20 protein-coding genes and 1 pseudogene are annotated in these 17,842 nt (G+C 67.7%); 10 read left to right on the top strand and 11 right to left on the bottom strand.

Translation table 11 applies throughout. The features are described 5' to 3' along the window. The first annotated feature begins 3 nt into the window (after positions 1-3). Entirely contained in the window at positions 4-411 is a 408-nt protein-coding gene (locus H074_RS29110; protein WP_083920518.1) for an HIT family protein, read from the top strand. Here the strand turns inward: H074_RS29110 and H074_RS29115 are convergent. Continuing rightward, positions 402-1,319, bottom strand: coding sequence for an RNA polymerase subunit sigma-70 (locus H074_RS29115; RefSeq protein ID WP_007033658.1), 918 nt, complete (start codon positions 1,317-1,319; stop codon positions 402-404). The genes H074_RS29110 and H074_RS29115 overlap by 10 nt on opposite strands. Positions 1,320-1,413: 94 nt before the next feature. Between H074_RS29115 and H074_RS29120 the strand changes: the two genes are divergently transcribed. Continuing rightward, a complete protein-coding gene (locus H074_RS29120; RefSeq protein ID WP_007033659.1) occupies positions 1,414-1,782 on the top strand; it encodes a nuclear transport factor 2 family protein in 369 nt (122 codons plus the stop codon). Between the two features lie 101 nt (positions 1,783-1,883). On the opposite strand, the gene H074_RS29125 is transcribed toward H074_RS29120, so the two are convergent. From H074_RS29125 to H074_RS42275, 4 genes and pseudogenes are all read right to left on the bottom strand, one after another. Next, the gene (locus H074_RS29125; RefSeq protein ID WP_007033660.1) at positions 1,884-2,921 is read right to left on the bottom strand and encodes an HNH endonuclease signature motif containing protein; all 1,038 of its coding nucleotides are present in this window, start codon (positions 2,919-2,921) and stop codon (positions 1,884-1,886) included. Between the two features lie 223 nt (positions 2,922-3,144). Continuing rightward, a pseudogene (locus tag H074_RS29130) lies at positions 3,145-3,492 on the bottom strand (IS30 family transposase); the annotation flags it as partial. Beyond that, positions 3,485-3,640 (bottom strand): helix-turn-helix domain-containing protein, encoded by a 156-nt coding sequence (locus H074_RS42385; protein WP_083920519.1) that lies wholly within the window; start codon positions 3,638-3,640, stop codon positions 3,485-3,487. The pseudogene H074_RS29130 and the gene H074_RS42385, both read right to left, overlap by 8 nt. Before the next feature lie 164 nt (positions 3,641-3,804). Then, a complete protein-coding gene (locus tag H074_RS42275; protein WP_007033662.1) occupies positions 3,805-4,086 on the bottom strand; it encodes a DUF6881 domain-containing protein in 282 nt (93 codons plus the stop codon). 227 nt (positions 4,087-4,313) lie between these two features. Between H074_RS42275 and H074_RS29135 the strand changes: the two genes are divergently transcribed. Beyond that, complete coding sequence (locus H074_RS29135) at positions 4,314-5,345, top strand: fatty acid desaturase family protein (protein WP_007033663.1); 1,032 nt, start codon at positions 4,314-4,316, stop codon at positions 5,343-5,345. On the opposite strand, the gene hsaB is transcribed toward H074_RS29135, so the two are convergent. Genes hsaB through H074_RS29160 form a run of 5 tightly spaced genes read right to left on the bottom strand, consistent with a single transcriptional unit; the run spans position 5,311 to position 10,441 of the window. Beyond that, the gene (gene hsaB / locus H074_RS29140; protein ID WP_007033664.1) at positions 5,311-5,865 is read right to left on the bottom strand and encodes a 3-hydroxy-9,10-secoandrosta-1,3,5(10)-triene-9,17-dione monooxygenase reductase subunit; all 555 of its coding nucleotides are present in this window, start codon (positions 5,863-5,865) and stop codon (positions 5,311-5,313) included. The two genes, H074_RS29135 and hsaB, sit on opposite strands and share 35 nt — an antisense overlap. Continuing rightward, positions 5,862-6,776, bottom strand: coding sequence for an iron-dependent extradiol dioxygenase HsaC (gene hsaC / locus H074_RS29145; RefSeq protein WP_007033665.1), 915 nt, complete (start codon positions 6,774-6,776; stop codon positions 5,862-5,864). The genes hsaB and hsaC overlap by 4 nt, the downstream gene beginning before the upstream one ends. Next, entirely contained in the window at positions 6,776-7,624 is an 849-nt protein-coding gene (gene hsaD / locus H074_RS29150; RefSeq protein ID WP_007033666.1) for a 4,5:9,10-diseco-3-hydroxy-5,9,17-trioxoandrosta-1(10),2-diene-4-oate hydrolase, read from the bottom strand. The genes hsaC and hsaD overlap by 1 nt, the downstream gene beginning before the upstream one ends. Further along, a complete protein-coding gene (gene hsaA, locus H074_RS29155) occupies positions 7,624-8,799 on the bottom strand; it encodes a 3-hydroxy-9,10-secoandrosta-1,3,5(10)-triene-9,17-dione monooxygenase oxygenase subunit (protein ID WP_007033667.1) in 1,176 nt (391 codons plus the stop codon). The genes hsaD and hsaA overlap by 1 nt, the downstream gene beginning before the upstream one ends. Before the next feature lie 43 nt (positions 8,800-8,842). After that, positions 8,843-10,441, bottom strand: coding sequence for an FAD-binding protein (locus H074_RS29160; RefSeq protein WP_007033668.1), 1,599 nt, complete (start codon positions 10,439-10,441; stop codon positions 8,843-8,845). Positions 10,442-10,540: 99 nt separating this feature from the next. On the opposite strand from H074_RS29160, the gene kstD reads away from it, so the two are divergent. The 7 genes from kstD (at position 10,541) to H074_RS29195 (ending at position 17,224) form a co-directional block, all read left to right on the top strand. Then, positions 10,541-12,211: a 3-oxosteroid 1-dehydrogenase gene (gene kstD / locus H074_RS29165; RefSeq protein ID WP_007033669.1), complete on the top strand. Its 1,671-nt coding sequence runs from the start codon at positions 10,541-10,543 to the stop codon at positions 12,209-12,211. Continuing rightward, positions 12,208-13,347 (top strand): 3-ketosteroid-9-alpha-monooxygenase, oxygenase component, encoded by a 1,140-nt coding sequence (locus tag H074_RS29170; RefSeq protein ID WP_007033670.1) that lies wholly within the window; start codon positions 12,208-12,210, stop codon positions 13,345-13,347. Before kstD ends, H074_RS29170 begins: the two co-directional genes overlap by 4 nt. Continuing rightward, the gene (locus H074_RS29175; protein ID WP_007033671.1) at positions 13,344-13,604 is read left to right on the top strand and encodes a hypothetical protein; all 261 of its coding nucleotides are present in this window, start codon (positions 13,344-13,346) and stop codon (positions 13,602-13,604) included. The genes H074_RS29170 and H074_RS29175 overlap by 4 nt, the downstream gene beginning before the upstream one ends. Further along, positions 13,601-14,626, top strand: coding sequence for a ferredoxin--NADP reductase (locus H074_RS29180; protein ID WP_007033672.1), 1,026 nt, complete (start codon positions 13,601-13,603; stop codon positions 14,624-14,626). The genes H074_RS29175 and H074_RS29180 overlap by 4 nt, the downstream gene beginning before the upstream one ends. A gap of 188 nt (positions 14,627-14,814) precedes the next feature. Beyond that, positions 14,815-15,678, top strand: coding sequence for a MaoC/PaaZ C-terminal domain-containing protein (locus H074_RS29185; RefSeq protein WP_007033673.1), 864 nt, complete (start codon positions 14,815-14,817; stop codon positions 15,676-15,678). 52 nt (positions 15,679-15,730) lie between these two features. After that, positions 15,731-16,480 (top strand): methyltransferase domain-containing protein, encoded by a 750-nt coding sequence (locus tag H074_RS29190; protein WP_007033674.1) that lies wholly within the window; start codon positions 15,731-15,733, stop codon positions 16,478-16,480. A gap of 285 nt (positions 16,481-16,765) precedes the next feature. After that, a complete protein-coding gene (locus H074_RS29195) occupies positions 16,766-17,224 on the top strand; it encodes a riboflavin kinase (protein WP_007033675.1) in 459 nt (152 codons plus the stop codon). A gap of 48 nt (positions 17,225-17,272) precedes the next feature. On the opposite strand, the gene H074_RS29200 is transcribed toward H074_RS29195, so the two are convergent. Next, positions 17,273-17,842 carry a DUF5134 domain-containing protein gene (locus tag H074_RS29200; RefSeq protein ID WP_007033676.1) on the bottom strand — a complete coding sequence of 190 codons (570 nt, stop codon included), beginning with the start codon at positions 17,840-17,842 and terminating at the stop codon, positions 17,273-17,275.

Here is a 17,842-nt window from a genome sequence, read left to right on the forward strand (position 1 = left end):
CCCGTGGAGTGCGCGATCTGTGCCAAGCACCGCGGCGAGGGGCCCTTGGCCGGTCCAGTCGTCTGGGCGGACGACGCGGTCGTGGTGTCGCACCGTCCCGGCGAGTTCCCCGGCTATCTGTTCGTGGAGACCCGGCGGCACGTGGCGGCACTGGACAAGCTGACCTCGGACGAGGTCTCGGCGGTGTCGCACGCGGCCTGGTGCGCGGCTCGCGGCCTGCGGGCGGAGCTGACTCCGGAGCACGTGTTCTCCGCCATCGCCGGGCGCAGCGTCGCCCACTTCCATCAGCACGTTTTCGTGCGGCATCGAGGAACGCCCGAAGAGATCGGGTGGATGGACAGTCCTTTGTGGACGGGCACGCCGGTCTTGGACATCGGCGTACTCTGCCGTCGTCTGGCGGATTACTTCTGATGGAGGAACCGGGTGATGGCGCGGATGCGGTCACCATCCAGGGTGAGGACCATCAGCCCGGCCGATGTCTCGCCATGGCGGCAGCGGAAGGCGGGCTGGTTGTTGGCCCGCGTCGGCGTCACGGTGAAACGCTCCACGGGAATGGCCATGGTGACGCGAAGGAAACCGGCGATCGCTGCGAGACCGTGGTACTCGTGCGGTGCCGGCGGCATGGCGAGCCAGGCGTCATCGGTGAGCAGGCTTAAGACGCCGTCGAGGTCAGCCGCGGTGAAAGCATCGGCGAATCGCCTGGTCAGCTCGCGTTCCTGCGGTGAAGGCCGGTGTGCGGCGCCATCGCGATGCTTGTCGAGGGACGCGCGGGCGCGCTGAAGGATGCCTTTGATCGCCGTCTCGGTGGTGCCGAGCATGCTCGCGACCTCATCGGCGGGGAAGCACAGGACGTCACGCAGGACGAGCGCGGCGGCTTGTCTCGGCGGGAGAAGCTGGAGGCCGGTGATGAAAGCGAGCTCGATCGCCTCCCTGGTGCCGTAGCGCGCTTCGGGGCCGGGCTCGCTGTCGGCGACGCGCTCGAGGAGTTCGTCCGGGTACGGCTGCAGCCAGGTCATCTCGCCGCGGAGGCTCGGCTCCGGCGGGTCGAACGGCGGCACCGGTTCGGGCGGTCGACGGCGGCCCGCGTCCCTCTGGGCGTTGAGGCAGCGGTTGGTGGCGATGCGGCACAGCCAAGTGCGAAGCGACGAGCACCCCTCGAAGCCGTCGAGACCTCGCCACGCGGCCAGGAGTGTTTCCTGGACGGCGTCCTCGGCGTCGGTGAAGGAGCCGAGGATCCGGTAACAGTGCAGGTGGAGCTCGTGCCGGTACGTGTCGGCCAGCTCGCGAAACACCTGCTCGTCCGTCGTCCTCGTGCTCACGGGCCGATCCTGTCACGACCTTTTTCGCGGCGCACCGTTCCGTTCCGGGCGGGGGTGGTGTCTGACGGGGTGAAGATCGGCGAAAGGAACCATCATGACCAGTCCCGCCTTGGATGTCGCACTCTCCTACCACCGCGCGTGGACGGGCAAGGACTTCGAGCAGGCGATGACCTACGTCGCCGACGACATCGTCTGCCACACGCCCGGTGGGCGCCTTGCCGGCGCGGAGGCTTTTCGCGGGTTCATGGGCCCGTTCACCAAGATCCTGACCGGGTCGACCCTGCTTTCGGCGTTCGGGGACGAAGCGACGGCGTTGCTGATGTACGACACGGCGACCCTGCCGGTGGCGAGCGCACCCGGGGCCGAGCTGATGACGGTGCGGGAGGGGAAGATCGTGGAGTTGCGGATCGTGTTCGACCGGGCTCCTTTCGATGCGGCGCGGGAGACTGCTGCGGGGTCTTAGCGGCACGTGGCGCGCGTGGTGGCGGACCGGGCGCGCTTCGGGGCGCGCCGGTGCCGCCGCCCGGCGCGTGTCCGGGTGGTCGCAGGGTATGTCCGTGCCGGTCAGAACGGTGGGGTGTCGTCCTCCGGTTCGGGGCGCGGGTCATGGAGTGGTTCGGGGGTTGCGGTGTAGGTGCGGCCGGTGGGGGTGGTGATGGTCATGCCGCCGTTGCCGGTGGGGGTGGCGGACCAGCCGGGTTCTTCTTTGAGGAGGTTGTGGATTTTGCAGGCGGCGTGGCAGTTGTGGTGATCGGTCTTGCCGTTCCGCGCCCAGGTGGTGATGTGGTCGATTTCGGAGAACTCGGCGGGGCGGTGGCAGCCTGGATGGGTGCATTCCCGATCCCGTGCCTTGATCAACCTGGCCAGCGAGGCCGGGGACCGGTACTTGTCGGCGCCGGCTTCCAGGAGTTGTCCGGTGGCGGGGTCGGTGATCAACCGCGACCACGTCGAGGCGGGGTCTGAGGCGATCTCTCGCGCGAGCCAGTCCGGAACGGGTCCGTAACCCGCCAGGAACGCGGGATCCTCACGCGCACCGGCCAGGGTGAGCAGGTCGACATAGACGTGGATGTGCGCACGAGGTGTGCCGTGGCCGTCTTCGGCGAGGAGACGTTCGGCGAAGACGTCGGCGCGGTGCTGATCGAGGGTGCGGGATTTGTCGTTCCTGCGGCGTATCTTGGCCGCGTGGCTCAACGACACGTAAATCGAGCTTGCCACCTCGGCGGGAAGCCAGCCCGACAGTTTGGACATGGTCTCGTCTTCGTGTTCCAGCGAGACATGACGCAACGCGCGTTTCTTCGCGGCGCGTTCCTCATAACCGGCGCGGTCGAACTTCTGCACCGCGTGATCCACCGATTTCCGGATCGCCCCGGGGTCACGGTCGGCGAGACGCTTGGCCATGAACGCGTCCACCTGTGCGGCGACCTCGTCGGAGACCTCACGGGTCAGCTGACTGACCTTCGACGCCTTGAACAGATCGATATCACCTTTCTCCAGCGCCGCCAACGTATTCGGCAACCGGCCCACCAGGGCACAGGAGGTTTCGACCAGCAGATACGCCTGATTGCGGGAGACCGAGAAGGCCAAAGCGACCTCCTCGGTCACCGATCTTCGCGAACCACCCACCGCGGCGAACCCCGCTATCGAACGCACCTGCCGCCCCTGCGCACGGCGAAGCGACACCTCTTCATCGTAAGCGGCGTCGAGAAAACGAGCGGCTTTCGGGTTAAAGCCAAGAGACGTGGTCATACCCATGATCATACTCGAACATGAGTTCGATCGCTACGAAATGAGGCGGGGGTGGTTTCAATTGGTGAGTGCACCACCTCTAGTCTAGCAACACTTTGCTGAACGCTTCGATCGGCTTCAGCCATCCCAGCGTCTGCCTTGGCCGGTCGTTGAGTTCGTCTGCGACGGCATCGAGCTCGTCCTGCGAATATCCCGAGAGATCGGTTCCCTTGGGGAAGTATTGGCGCAGCAGTCCATTGGTGTTCTCATTGCTGCCACGTTGCCATGGCGCGCGTGGGTCGCAGAAGTAAACTGGCATGTTCGTGGCGATCGTGAACTCGGCGTGTCGGCCCATTTCGCCACCTTGGTCCCAGGTGATGCCGTTCTTGAACAAGTCGGGAAGAGTGTTCATTTTCCTAGCCAAGAGGCGTGCCACACGTTCAGCGGTTCCGTGGCCAATACTGATCGCGTCCTCCGTTGTTGTTCACCTCACGTGCCACCACCGAGTGATGACGGCCGATCCATGTGGCGATAACACGGAACGACAGATTCCGCTTGATACCCAACGCGATGAGCTCGCGCTCAACCGCTTGCAAAGGGACGCCGCGCCATCCAGAACACTCCCATCGTCAAGCGGTATGGCCACCATCTCACGTGGCGCACTGACCGTTTGACTCCAAGGGTGTCAGGAGCTCAGTAGATATCCGCGACTGCCCTATCGTCGGCGAGCGATGGCTTCACCGAACCTGAAGGTGGCCGCTCATTGCCCGCCGAGTGCTCGGTCCCATGCCTGTTCGAACTCGTCGCCACCGACTCGGGACGCCACGAACTCCTGCTGTGAGTTGATCTCGGCAAGAGGCGGGACGGGAACCTTCCCCAAACCTGTGCCGCCCACCTCGTGCTTCTCGTCAGCCCAACCGAATCGGCCATTTCGGAAACGCTCTACCTTCCGACGCTCATAGCCATCGGCACCGACCTCACTGAGGATCTCCACGGGTTCCTCGGCGAATTCATGCGACCACGCTACTCGTAGATACCACATCCACGTATCTCCTCACCCGTGCCGACTCTGCTCTTCTCTACGGCGCCGTCCGCTCACTGAGACCAGCCGTCGCGAACGAGGCCGCGTCGAAAAACGCCGGCGCGCACCAACAGCCGATCCCGCTGGATCGAAGCCGAACCTCAACCCTCAGGGTAGGGCCAACCCCCGCACCGACCCACCGGCGCACCGCATTCACCCCGCCCCGTCCCCGAACCAGACTCACAACGGTGACCGCAAACCTCCGCACAGGCAGCGATTTCGCCCGCCTGTCCCGCCGCATCAGCGAAGCGGGCCTCCTCGACCGCCGTCCCGGCTACTACGCCTTCCGCATCGGCCTGGTCGCCATCCTCTTCGTCTCCGGCTGGATCGCCTTCTTCGCGATCGGGGACTCCTGGTGGCAGCTGGGGATCGCCGTCTTCCAGGCGGTGATGTTCGGCCAGATCGCCCTGCTGTCGCACGATCTCGCGCACCGCCAGGTGTTCCGCACCCGCCGTCCGAGCGAGATCGCCGGACGTGTCGCGGGGAACCTCGGGATCGGCATGAGTTACGGCTGGTGGATGGACAAGCACACCCGCCACCACGCGAACCCGAATCACGAGGACCTCGACCCCGACGTCGATCCGGACATCCTCGTGTGGTCGAAGGAGCAGGCGAGGGCCAGCAAAGGGCTACCGCGGTTCATCGGCCGCTACCAGGCGTACCTGTTCTTCCCGCTGCTCACCCTCGAAGGCCTGAATCTGCACTTCTCCGGTATCCGCGCGGTTTCGAAACCGGGCCTCCGGCGGCGCGGGATCGAAGCGGCCTTGCTACTGGCGCATTTCGCGCTGTACTTCAGCGCGCTGCTCGTGGTCCTCTCCCCCGCCAAGGCGCTCGTCTTCTTCATCGTCCACAAAGCACTGTGGGGTGTCTACATGGGATCGATCTTCGCTCCCAACCACAAGGGGATGCCGATCCTGTCCGGTGACACCGAGCTCGACTTCCTCCGCAAGCAGGTGCTCACGTCACGCAACGTCCGGGGCGGCCGGATCGTCGACGTCGCGCTCGGCGGGCTCAACTACCAGATCGAGCATCATCTGTTCCCGAGCATGCCGTCGCCGCATCTTCGCCGCGCCCGGCCCATCGTCCAAGGATACTGCGCGGAAATCGGCGTCCCGTATCACGAGACGGGCCTCGTCGAGTCGTACGCGCTCGCGTTGCGCAGCCTGCACGAAGCGGGTGAGCCGATCAGAGCCAATCATCGGGACGCGGCCACGGCATGAGCGCGGCGAGCGCGTCCGTCACCGGTTCGGTCACCGTGTACCGCCCGCGGTGGAACAGCAGCGGACGATCGTCGGACGGTTCCCCGAGCGCGGTGACCCTGCCGACGACGACGTAGTGGTCACCCGCCTCGTGCACGGCTTCGAGCGTGCAATCGATCCACGTCAAGGCCCCTGTCAGCAAGGGGGACCCGGAAGGGGCGGGCGTCCAGTCGATCGACGCGAACTTGTCCGCGCCCCGCGAGCCGAACACCGCGCTGACGTCCTGCTGGTCCTCGGAGAGCACGTTCACGGCGAACCGGCCCGACTCGGCGAGCACCGCCCACGTCCGGGAAGTCTTGGCAGGACAGAAAAGCACCAGCGGCGGATCCAGGGAAAGCGCCGCGAACGACTGGCACGCGAAGCCCACCGGCGCTCGACCGTCGTGCCCGGTCACCACCGCGACACCCGTGCAGAAATGCCCGAGCACCGTGCGGAACCGCGCCGGATCGATGTCCGAGCCGAGGTCCGTCACCGGGGTCACGACTGACCCGGCGGACGGGCACCGACCGAAAAGTCGTGTCCCCACAAGGAAACCGCCGTACTCTCTCGGGCGATCCAGCTCTCGTCGTCCACTTGCCTGCCCTCGCAGCCGTATTCGACGTCGAAGCCGCCGGGAGTCTTCATGTAGAACGAGAGCATCAGATCGTTGACGTGCCGCCCGAGGGTCGCCGACATCGGCACCTTCCGGCGGATGGCCCGGTCGAGGCAGAGGCCGACGTCGTCGGTGTTCTCCACTTCGACCATGAGGTGCACGATGCCACTCGGCGTCGGCATCGGCAGGAAGGCGAGACTGTGGTGGCGCGGGTTGCAGCCGAAGAACCGCAGCCACGCCGGAGCGCCGTCGGCGGGCCTCCCGACCATCTGCGGCGGCAGTCTCATCGAGTCGCGCAGTCGGAACCCGAGCACGTCGCGATAGAAGCGCAGGGACGCGTCATCGTCGTGTGTCGACAGGACGACATGCCCGAGTCCTTGCTCGCCGGTCACGAACTTGTGCCCATAAGGACTCACGACCCGCCGGTGTTGCAGCGCGACGCCGTGGAACACTTCGAGCGTGTTACCCGAAGGGTCCTCAAAGGACACCAAACCGTCGACCCGGCGATCGGCCAGCTGATCCGGGGTTCCTTCCTTGTACGGCACCGAGTGCGCGTCGAGCGATGCCCGGATCTCGTCGAGTTCGCCGGCGTTGGCGACCTCCCAGCCCGCCACTGCGAGCCGGTCGTGGTCACCGGGGAACACCACCAGCCGCGCCGGAAAATCGTCCATGCGCAGGTAGAGCGCTTCCGGGTTCGTACCGGAGCCCTCGACCATACCGAGGACCTTCAGCCCGTATTCACGCCACGCGGCCATGTCGGTGGCTTCGATGCGGAGGTAGGCGAGCGAACGGATACCCATCAGGAGGCTCCCAGGAAGTCGAGTGCCAGCCGGTTGAACTCGTCGAACTTCTCCAGCTGCGCCCAGTGCCCGCAGCCGCCGAACACGTGCAACTGGGCACGCGGGATCGTCTTGAGCGCGAGCAACGCGCCGTCGAGCGGGTTGACCCGGTCTTCCCTGCCCCAGATGAGCAGCACACGCTGGCGCAGGCGATGCGCCTCGCGCCACAGCATGCCCTCCTCGTAGGTTTCGGGCTGAGCGAACGACTTCCCCATCGCCTTCATCGCGGCCAGGGACTCCGGCGCGCTCGCGGCGGCGAACCGTTCGTCGATCAGTTCGTCGGTGATCAGCGACTGGTCGTGCACCATGATCCGAAGGAAGGCTTCGAGTTTCTCGCGGCTCGGCCCCGGCGGGGCGCTGAACCGGCCGAGGTTCTTGATGCCCTCGGTGGGGTCGGGCGCGAACAGGTTCACGCTCAGACCGCCCGGTCCCATCAGGACGAGACGTCCGGCGCGCTTCGGGTGATTGAGCGCGAGCCGCACGGAGGTCCCGCCGCCGAGCGAGTTGCCGACGAAATGCGCCCGCTCGATACCGAGTTCGTCCATCAGCCCGACGACGGCGTCCGCGCTGTGCCGGAAGTACTGGGGGTGCTCGGTCGGTTTGCCCGATCGGCCGAACCCCGGCTGGTCGATCGCCAGCGTCCGGTAGTTCTTGCCGAACACCGAGAGGTTGCGGCCGAAGTTGCTCCACGCCGACGCGCCGGGCCCGCCGCCGTGCAGCAGGATCACCGTCTCCGGATGCTCCCCGCCCGCCTCGTGGTAGTGCAGCTTGAGTCCATCGTGGACGGTGACGTACTTGCCTTCGGCCATCAGACCATCGCATTCTCGACGGGCAGCCCGAAGGCGCCGGTTCCGAACATGACGTAGGCGCGCTCGGCGTCGTTCGCGGCGTGCACCCGGCCGGCGTGGGCGTCGCGCCAGAACCGCTGGATCGGGGTTCCGGCCTGCAGTGCCCGCCCGCCGGAGTTCTCGAAGAGCCTGTCGATCGCGAAGATCGCGCGCTCGGTACCGCGAACCTGGTCACGGCGGACTCGCAGCCGCGTGGGGAATGGCAGCTTCTCCCCCTTGCACGCCAGCTGGTACAGCTCGTCGATGTTGTGCGTCAGCTGGAGCCAGGCCGCGTCGATCTCGCTCGCCGCCTCGGCGATCCGCACCTTGGCGAACGGGTCCTCTTTGGACTGTTCACCCGCATAGGCCGCGCGGACCCGCTTGCCCTGGTACTCGACGTGCGCGTCGTACGCGCCCTGCGCCATCCCGATGATCGGTGCGGTGATCGTGCTCGGGTGCACCGAACCGTACGGCAGTTTGTACAGCGGCCCGGGGTTGATCTCCTGCCCGGGTGTCTTGCACTTCGATGTCGCGATGAAGCTGAGCGCACGGTGCTTCGGGACGAACACGTCGTTCACGATGATGTCGTTGGACCCGGTACCTCGCAGGCCCACGGTGTCCCACACGTCTTCGATCGTGTAGTCGGAGATCGGCACCAGATAGGTGCAGAAGTCGACGGGTTTGCCGCCGGAGAACGTCGGCCCGCCCAGCAGCACCCAGGTCGCGTGGTCGCAGCCGGAGGAGAAACTCCAGCGCCCGCTGAGCCGGTAACCGCCGTCGACGACGTCCGCCTTGCCCATCGGCGCGTACGACGAGGAGATCCGGACGTCGGTGTCGTCACCCCAGACGTCCTGCTGCGCCTGCGCCTCGAACAGGCCGAGGTGCCACGGGTGGACGCCGAGGATGGAGGCGACCCAGCCGGTGGACCCGCACGCGCTCGCGACGAGTTTGACCGCGGTGTAGAAGCTCACCGGGTCGGCTTCGAGGCCGCCGAACGTCTTCGGCTGCAGGAGTTTGAAGAACCCGGTCTCCTGCAGGGATTTGACGGACTCCTCGGGAACGCGCCTCGCGTCCTCCGCCTCCTGCGCCCGTTCCCGCAGGACCGGCAGCAGCTCCCGGATCCCCGCGATCACGTCCTGCGCGGCGTGCTCGCTCATATGCGTTCCCTCTCTCGCCATACTCCGTGAACCAGATCCAAGACTAGAACACGTTCTCGTTTTTGTCGACCGACCCCCGGTCGAGGGCACTGTGCAGTCCGGCACGACGACCGGAAAACACGCAGTCGGCCAGCGACAGACCGCTCACATAGGACCTAGAACAGATTCCCACCGCGGTCCGCCCCGCCGCGTACAGCCCGCGGATCGGAGCACCGGACGACGCACGTACGGCACCGGTCTCCTCGTCCACGACCAGGCCGCCCAGCGTCAGCATCGGACACGGATAGCCGAGGTTCGGCTTGATCGAGACGTCGATCAGCGAGTACGGCGCCCGATCCAGCGGCCGCGCGAATTCCGCGGGTTTCCCCGTCGGATCGGCGCCGGAGCGCGAGGCCTCGACACTGGCGGCCAGCCCGCCGGGATCGACACCGGCCTTGCGCGCGACCTGTTCGAGCGAACCGGCGACGACTCGTTGCCGCAGCAGATAGCGCACCTGAAGTCCTTGGAACCATTGACTTTGCCCGCGTGCGTCCCGCCGGACCTCCCGGACGATGGCGTCGTCGACCAGCAGCCAGCCACGCCCCTCGTGTTCGGTGATCATGCGTTCGCCGACGGCGGCACCGTACCGGGATTCGTCGATGATCCGGCCGCCCGTCTTGTCCACGAGCAGGCCGCCGAGGAACGCCGAGGGCGGGGTGATGAACCGCCAGGCGGAGATCCGCCCGAGTTCGGCCGTGGCCCCGCCCGCTTCGACACCCATCCGGATGCCGGACCCGTCGTCGGCGGAGGTCCCGAGCGCCAGCCCACCCCGATAAGCGGGAGCGTGCTCGCGCACCATCTCACGATTCGCGATGAACCCGCCCGCCGAGAGAACGACGCCACGCAAGGCGGAGATCCGCAGCTCACGGCCGTATCGCCGTTCGATTCGTTCCACCCGCCGGTGCAGCGACTTCCGCAGCGACGGCACGTAGATCCCCGGTTTCGCGGCATACGCGGACAGCTTCCGATGCGCTGCCCGCACCCGAGCGGGAGCGTCCCGCAACGTGGACACGACGACGCCGGTCACGGTCCCGTCGGCGTCCACGATGAGATTCCGCGCGGCGGTCTGCCGCAGCACCTGGACACCGCGACTGCGGACAGCCTCCATCAGGCGTTTCATCAGCAGTTTCCCCGAAGTGCCGGGCCCCTTGACGCGGTGCCCGCGCGGCGCCGGCTTGGCCGCGTCACGGAAGCCGCCCGCCGCCTCACTGCCCGAGTAGTACAGGTAGTGCTTGTCGCTCGGATAGGACGTCTTGTACGGGCACAGGCTGCCCTCGAACGGCACGCCGTTGCCTTCGAGCCAGGAGATCATCTCCGTACTACCCGCGCAGAACCGCCGCAAGGTCTCCTCGGAAACGACGTCGCCGACCTCGAGCCGCAGATAGTCGTACATCGCGTCGACGCTGTCGTCGATGCCCGCGTCCCGCTGTTGCGCCGTCCCGCCACCGGCGTAGACGACACCACCGCTGACCGCGCTCGCGCCACCGCCGGAGAACCGGTCCAGCACGAGCACCCGGGCACCGGCGTCGGCGGCTTCGATCGCCGCGCAGGCACCCGCCGCACCGAAACCCACGATCACCACATCCGCGACGAGGGAGTCCATGACCCCACCCTAGAACTAGAACACGTTCTCGTCTATGGTGACTGGAGCAGCGCGGATGCTGCTACATGCTTCCTACAACGTGTTTCAGGTGAGGGGCGTATGGAGTACGACGTGATCGTGGCGGGCAGTGGTGCCGCCGGGATGACCGCCGCACTGTCCGCAGCCCACCGGGGACTCGAGGTCCTGGTCGTGGAGAAGGCCGCCCACTTCGGCGGCTCGACGGCCCGGTCCGGCGGCGGCGTCTGGATCCCCGGCAACCACGCGCTGCGCGCGGCCGGGATCTCCGAACCCCCGGAGCGGGCGCACGAGTACCTCGAAGCGATCGTCGGTGACGTCGTCCCCGCCGAACTCCGGTCGGCCTTCCTCGACCGCGGCCCCGAGGTCCTGTCCTTCGTCTGCGACAAGACGCCGTTGCGCTTCCGCTGGGTCCGCGGTTACTCGGACTACCACCCGGAGGCCCCGGGCGGGCGCGCCGGCGGACGGTCGGTCGAACCGGCCGCGTTCGACGGCAACCTGCTCGGACCCGAGCTGGCGAATCTGGAGCCGCCGTACAGCGCTCCCCCGCTGGGCGTCCCGATCACCCAGGCGGACTACCGGTGGCTGAGCCTGCTCGCCCGGCATCCGCGGGGCATCCTCCGCGTCCTCGGCCTCGGCGGACGCTGGCTCGCGGGCCGGATCCGCCGCCAACGGCTACTTTCCATGGGGCAAGCGCTTGCGGCAGGTCTGCGTGAGGGGCTGCGGCGGGCGGATGTCCCCGTCTGGCTGAACACGCCCCTGGTGGATCTCTCCAGCGAAGGCGACCGGGTGACCGGCGTCGTGGTCCGCCACGAGGGCGAGGACAAGCTGATCCGCGCGCGGCTCGGCGTCGTCCTCGGCGCGGGCGGGTTCGAGCGCAACGAGGAGATGCGGGTCAAATACCAGCGGGCGCCCATCGGTACGGAGTGGACCGTCGGCGCCGAAGCCAACACCGGCGACGCCATCGAGGCCGGGCTCGAACTCGGCGCGGCCGTCGACCTGATGGACGACGCCTGGTGGGGCCCGTCCATCCCGCTGACCGGCGGGCCGTGGTTCGCGCTCGCCGAGCGGTCGCGGCCGGGCTGCCTGATGGTGAACGCGCGCGGCGAACGCTTCGTCAACGAGTCGGCGCCCTACGTCGAGGCCGTGCACGCGATGTACGGCGAGGGTGACGGACCCGGCGAGAACATCCCGACCTGGCTGGTGTTCGACCAGCGCAACCGCAACCGGTACATGTTCACCGGGCTCGGACCGCGCCAGCCGCTGCCCGGCCGCTGGTTCAAAGCGGGCATCGCGGTCAAAGCGAGCACGATCGCGAAACTCGCCGAGCGGATCGAGGTCCCGGCCGAAGCGCTGGAGGCCACCGTGCGGCGGTTCAACGGCTTCGCGAAGAGCGGCGTGGACGAGGACTTCCACCGCGGGCGCAGCGCGTACGACCACTACTACGGCGACCCGCGGAACAAACCCAATCCAAGCCTGGGCCCGCTGGACGTCGCGCCGTACTACGCGGTGAAGATCGTGCCCGGCGATCTGGGCACCAAGGGCGGTTTGAGGATCGACCCGCACGCGCGCGTCCTGCGCGAGGACGGGTCGGTGATCGAGGGACTTTACGCGGCGGGCAACACGAGCGCCGCGGTGATGGGCCGCACCTACGCGGGCCCCGGCGCGACGATCGGCCCGGCGATGGTGTTCGGCTACCTTGCGGCCGAGCACCTCGCGCAGCAAGATCACGGTCAAACGGGAGGCAGCCGATGACGACGGAATCCGTACGGCAGATCGACGCGGGCGCGCCCCCTTCGCGGTTCGCGCGCGGCTGGCACTGTCTCGGTCTGGCCGAGCCGTTCCGGGACGGGAAACCGCACGCCATCACGGCGTTCGGGACGAAACTGGTGGTCTTCGCCGACTCGTCCGGCAAGCTCAACGTGCTCGACGGGTACTGCCGCCACATGGGCGGCGACCTCACCCAGGGCGAGGTCAAGGGCGACGAGATCGCCTGCCCGTTCCACGACTGGCGCTGGAACGGTAACGGCAAGTGCGTCTCGATCCCCTACGCCAAAAGGGTTCCGCTGCGGGCGCGGACGAAGTCGTGGCTGGTACTTGAGGAGAACAAGCAACTGTTCGTCTGGCACGACCCGGAGGGCAATCCGCCCCCCGAGGACGTCGTCATCCCGCGTATCGATGGCGTGTTCAACGGCGAGTGGAGCAACTGGACCTGGGACTCGGTGCTGATCGAGGGCTCCAACTGCCGCGAAATCATCGACAACATGGTCGACATGGCGCACTTCTTCTACATCCACTACGCCTTCCCGACCTACTTCAAGAACGTGTTCGAGGGGCACATCGCCACTCAGTACCTGAACACGAAGGGCCGCCCGGACAAGGGAATGGCGTCGAACTACGGTGGCGAGGAGAACCTGCTGCGGTCGGAAGCGTCCTACTTCGGACCCTCGTACATGATCAACAAGCTGCTCAACACGTACCAGGGTTTCGAGATCGAGAACGTGCTGATCAACTGCCACTACCCGGTCACCGAGAACTCGTTCGTGCTGCAGTGGGGCGTGAGCGTGAAGAAGTTCGAGGGCGTCTCGGACGAGCACGCGGACAAGATCGCCGGGAAGTTCGCCAAGGGCATCGGCGTCGGCTTCCTGCAGGACGTGGAGATCTGGCGCAACAAGACGCGGATCGACAACCCGTTGCTGTGCGAGGAGGACGGTCCGGTCTACCAGCTGCGCCGCTGGTACGACCAGTTCTATGTGGACGCGGCCGACGTCACCGAGGACATGACCCAGCGTTTCGAGTTCGAAGTGGACACCAGCCGCGCCAACGAGGTCTGGGCGGCGGAGGTGGCCGAGAATCTGGCGCGGCAGCAGGCGGAAGAGGCCGGGGTGTGAAGCCCGAGACCGTCGAATTCCTCACCGCCGGGCTGCGGCCGCTGAACTGCCGCGCGTGCGGGACGTGCGTGCTGGTCAAGAAGAACAGCGTGCAGCACACCAGCATCCAGTGGACGACCGACGCGTCCCGGAGCTGCCCGGTGTTCGCCGAGCGGAAGGCTTCCGGGGCGCAGACGGCGTTGCTCGACACCTGCGGCAATCTCAGCGACAGCATCGACGCCGCGTTGAAGGACGGCCTGCTGGAGGTGCCCGAATGAGCGGTCCCGTCACCGTGACCGTGGCCGAGGTGATCACCGAGACGGCCGACGCGCGGTCGATCGTGTTCGAGATCCCGGCCGAGCACGTCTCCGCTTTCGCCTACACCCCAGGGCAGTTCCTCACCGTGCGTGTGCCGAGCGAGCGGACCGGGTCGGTGGCCCGCTGTTACTCGCTCTCCAGCGCGCCGCACGAGAACCGGGTCCAGGTCACGGTCAAGCGCACCGCCGACGGCTACGGATCGAACTGGCTGTGTGACAACCTCCAAGCGGGCCAAGAGGTCCAGGTCCTGCCGCCGGCCGGGGTGTTCAGTCCCGCGTCGCTCGACGAGGACTTCCTGCTGCTCGCGGGCGGCAGCGGCATCACCCCGGTGATGTCGATCCTCAAATCCGCGCTGGAGCACGGCACCGGCAAGGTGGTGCTGCTGTACGCCAATCGCGACGAGAGCTCGGTGATCTTCGCGCACGAACTGTCGGACCTCGCCGCGAAGCACGCGGACCGGCTGGTCGTGCTGCACTGGCTGGAGAGCCTGCAAGGGTTGCCGACGGAGGCGCACCTGCGCGCGCTGGTGGCGCCGTACACCGGGCACGAGGCGTTCATCTGCGGACCTGGCCCGTTCATGGACGCGGCGCGCACAGTGCTCAAGGATCTCGGGCTGCCGCGCAAACGAATCCACCTGGAGCGGTTCCTGTCCCTCGGCGGGAACCCCTTCGAGGTGGCCGAGCCCGTCGCCGTCGAAGAGGCCGAGACCCCGGCGTCGGTCGAAGTCACCCTCGACGGTGAGACCAGGAACCTCGCGTGGCCTCGCCGGACGAAACTGCTGGACCTGTTGCTGGAAAAGGGTTTTGACGCGCCGTACTCGTGCCGCGAGGGCCAGTGCAGCGCGTGTGCCTGCCGGATCACCTCCGGCGAGGTGAAGATGCTGAACAACGAGGTCCTCGACGGCGACGACATCGCCGAAGGCATCGTGCTGGCGTGTCAGTCCCTGCCGCTGACCGACGAGGTAACCGTCACCTACGAGTAGGAGAAGGAGATGCGTGTCTGGATGCGGATCCCACGTGACTGGAGCCGGATCTCGCGTGTCTCCAGCCGGATGACGCGGTGCGGCGCCCAGTCACGTGTGTTCCGCCTTCAATCACGTGTGTTCCGCCTTCAATCACGTGTGTTCCGCCTTCAATCACGAACAAACCACAGCATCTGAGGAGTTCCCCCGTGCCCATCGATCCTTCGGCCGCGATCGGCGCCGACCTCGGCGAGGTGAGTTTCGCCTGGACCGCGTCGGACGTGCAGCTCTACCACCTGGCGCTGGGCGCGGGCGCGGATCCGATGAGTCCGCGCGAACTGCGCTACACCTACGAGGACGGCCTCCAGGTGCTGCCGACGTTCGCCACCGTGGCGGCGAACCTGCGCGTGTTCGAACCACCCGCGGTCTCGTTCCCCGGCGTCGAGGTCGACCTCGGGAAGGTGTTGCACGGCAAGCAGGAGGTGATCGCGCACCGGCCGATCCCGGTCTCGGGGAAGGCCGTGGCGCGGACGCGGATCGTCGACGTCTTCGACAAGGGCAAGGCGGCCGTGATCGTGAACGAGACGGTCGCCACCGATTCCGACGGGACTCCACTGTGGACGTTGCGGTCGAGCATCTTCGCCCGTGGCGAAGGAGGTTTCGGCGGCGAACGCGGCCCGTCGGACCGCGTCGAACTCCCGTCGCGCGCCCCGGACGCGGTCATCGACACGCCGACGTTGCCGCAGCAGGCCCTGCTCTACCGGCTCTGCGGGGACCGCAACCCCTTGCACGCCGATCCCGCGTTCGCCGCGGCCGCCGGATTCGACGAGCCGATCCTGCACGGCCTGTGCACCTACGGTGTCATCGCGAAGGCCGTCACCGACGAGTTCCTCGACGGCGACACCGCCCGCGTCGCGTCGTTCTCGGCCAAGTTCGCCGGCGTCGTCTTCCCCGGCGAACCACTGCGGACCCGGGTCTGGCGCGAGCCCGCCGGGCTGCTGATCACGACCACGGCACCGGACCGGGACGAGGCGCCCGTCCTTTCCGACACTTTCTTGACCACGACAGACTGAATCATCGTTCCCGCAGATAGCGGCTCTGGCTAGACTCGGCCGGGTGCGACCCTTGATCTCGGATCCGTATGCCGAACTCGGCCGGGACTACGCGCGATCAAGACGCCCGGATCCCCGCATCGCGGCCGCTGTCACCGCCGCTCTCGGAGACGCGCGCTCGGTGGTCAACGTCGGGGCCGGGGCCGGTTCCTACGAGCCGGAAGACCGCGACGTGGTCGCGGTCGAGCCGTCGTGGCGGATGATCGCGCAGCGCCCGGCCGCGGCGGCCCCCGCCGTCCAGGCGTGCGCGGAAGAGCTGCCCTTCCCCGACGGCGCCTTCGACGCCGCCTTGGCGGTGCTCACCGTGCACCACTGGACGGACGTGACCGCCGGACTGGCCGAGTTGCGGCGCGTGTCCCGTCGCCAGGTGATCGTGACCTGGGATCAGGCGGTGTTCGCGCGATTCTGGCTGGTGCGGGACTACCTGCCGGAGATCGCCGAACACGAAAGCCGGCTGGCCTGTCTCGACAGGGTCGTCGAGGAATTGACCGCGGCCGGGCGAACGCCTTCGGTGACTCCGCTGCCGGTGCCGTCGGACTGCGTCGACGGCTTCCTCGGCGCGTATTGGCGCAGGCCGGAGGCTTACCTGTCCGAGCGCGTGCGCGCGGGGATGTCCGGGGTGGCGCTGCTGGACCAGAACGTCGTCGCGACGGCGGTCGGGCGGCTGCGCGCCGATCTCGCGGACGGGCACTGGCACCGGCATCACGTCGGCTTGCTCGGCCGGACGGAACTCGACCTCGGATACCGGCTCGTCACGACGTGATCGAAAGCCAGGTGGCGGAGCTGAGGTGTCCCCGGCAAATGGCCGTACGCCTGAACCCGCCCCGGCCGAAGGCCCCGCCGCCGCGGTGGCAGGGCGCCCTGTACGCACATCGTGACGTAGATGACCAGGCAGCGTCCTGCCGACGTCGGCCGCGGATGCGGGTTCTCCAGGACACCCAGTACACAGTGGACATCTCTCGGACGTCGCTCGCCGCTTGGACGGCGGTCGACCCCGGCTGCGAGGCATGGTATTCATGGCTTTCGTGACAGCGGGGACGGGAGCGGCATGACAGCGGAGTACTTCGTGGTCCGTGGCCAGGTGGAGAAGGGCGATCAGCGGGGCCGGGAACTGGGCTTCCCGACCGCCAACATCGCGCTGCGCGACCAGGACGGCCAAGTCGGCGACGGAGTGTGGGCGGGCTGGGCCGAACGCGCCGACGGCACCCGGATCGCGGCCGCGGTCTCGGTCGGCAGGCGGCCGACCTACTACGGCGCGGACGGCTACCGGCTCGTCGAGGCGCATCTGCTGGACTTCAGCGGCGACCTCTACGGCGAGGTGCTGACCGTGTGGCTGGGCCACCACCTGCGCGAGCAGGAGGCGTACCCGTCGTCGGAGGCGCTGATCGTCGCGCTCAACAAGGACATCGCCGACGCCCGCAAGTGGGCCGCGGACAACCCGGCCGACGGCCTGCCCGACGCGGGCGCCGCCGAGGCCGGGGTCGTCCGCCGCATCCCCCGCGATTAGTCACTTGCTTGCGCCGGTCGACCACGCAAGCAGGTGACTACTTGCGGGTCAGACGGCCGCGCCCAGAAGCATGTAGCCCATGCCGAGTCCCATGATCACCCGGCACACCCGCCGCGACGTCTGACCGGAGTCCCCGGCTCCCCGCGCCGCCAGGACCCCGGCTCGCACGGCGTCCACCGCGAAATACGCGGCCACGGCACCGAAGATCAGGGAAAGCCACAGCGCCGAAGTGCCGCCGGGACCGGACATCACCAGCCACGGTCCGTGGGAGACCTCGCTGTGCGGCATGAACGTCACCATGAACAGCATCGCGGTGGCGGAGACGGCGTGGTGCCCGCACGAGGCGTGCCCGGATCGCCGCCCCTTCCACCACGAGACGGCGAACCAGCCGGCGGTCAGCGCCAGCACCGCCTGCCAGCCCGCCGCGGGGATCGGGCCGCCCACCGGGGACAGCATCGCGACCATGGCGACTACGAGCAGCAGTTCGGCCAGGTCGCCGTTGCGGACCGCCGCGCCCTGCCTGCCGTAGTCCAGCCGGACGAGTCTCAGCACGCAGGGCAGGACGAGCGCGGCGAACACCGCGGTCAGGGTCCACGCGACGACGATTGGTCCAGACAT

The organism is Amycolatopsis decaplanina DSM 44594 (assembly GCF_000342005.1).
Classification (GTDB): domain Bacteria; phylum Actinomycetota; class Actinomycetes; order Mycobacteriales; family Pseudonocardiaceae; genus Amycolatopsis; species Amycolatopsis decaplanina.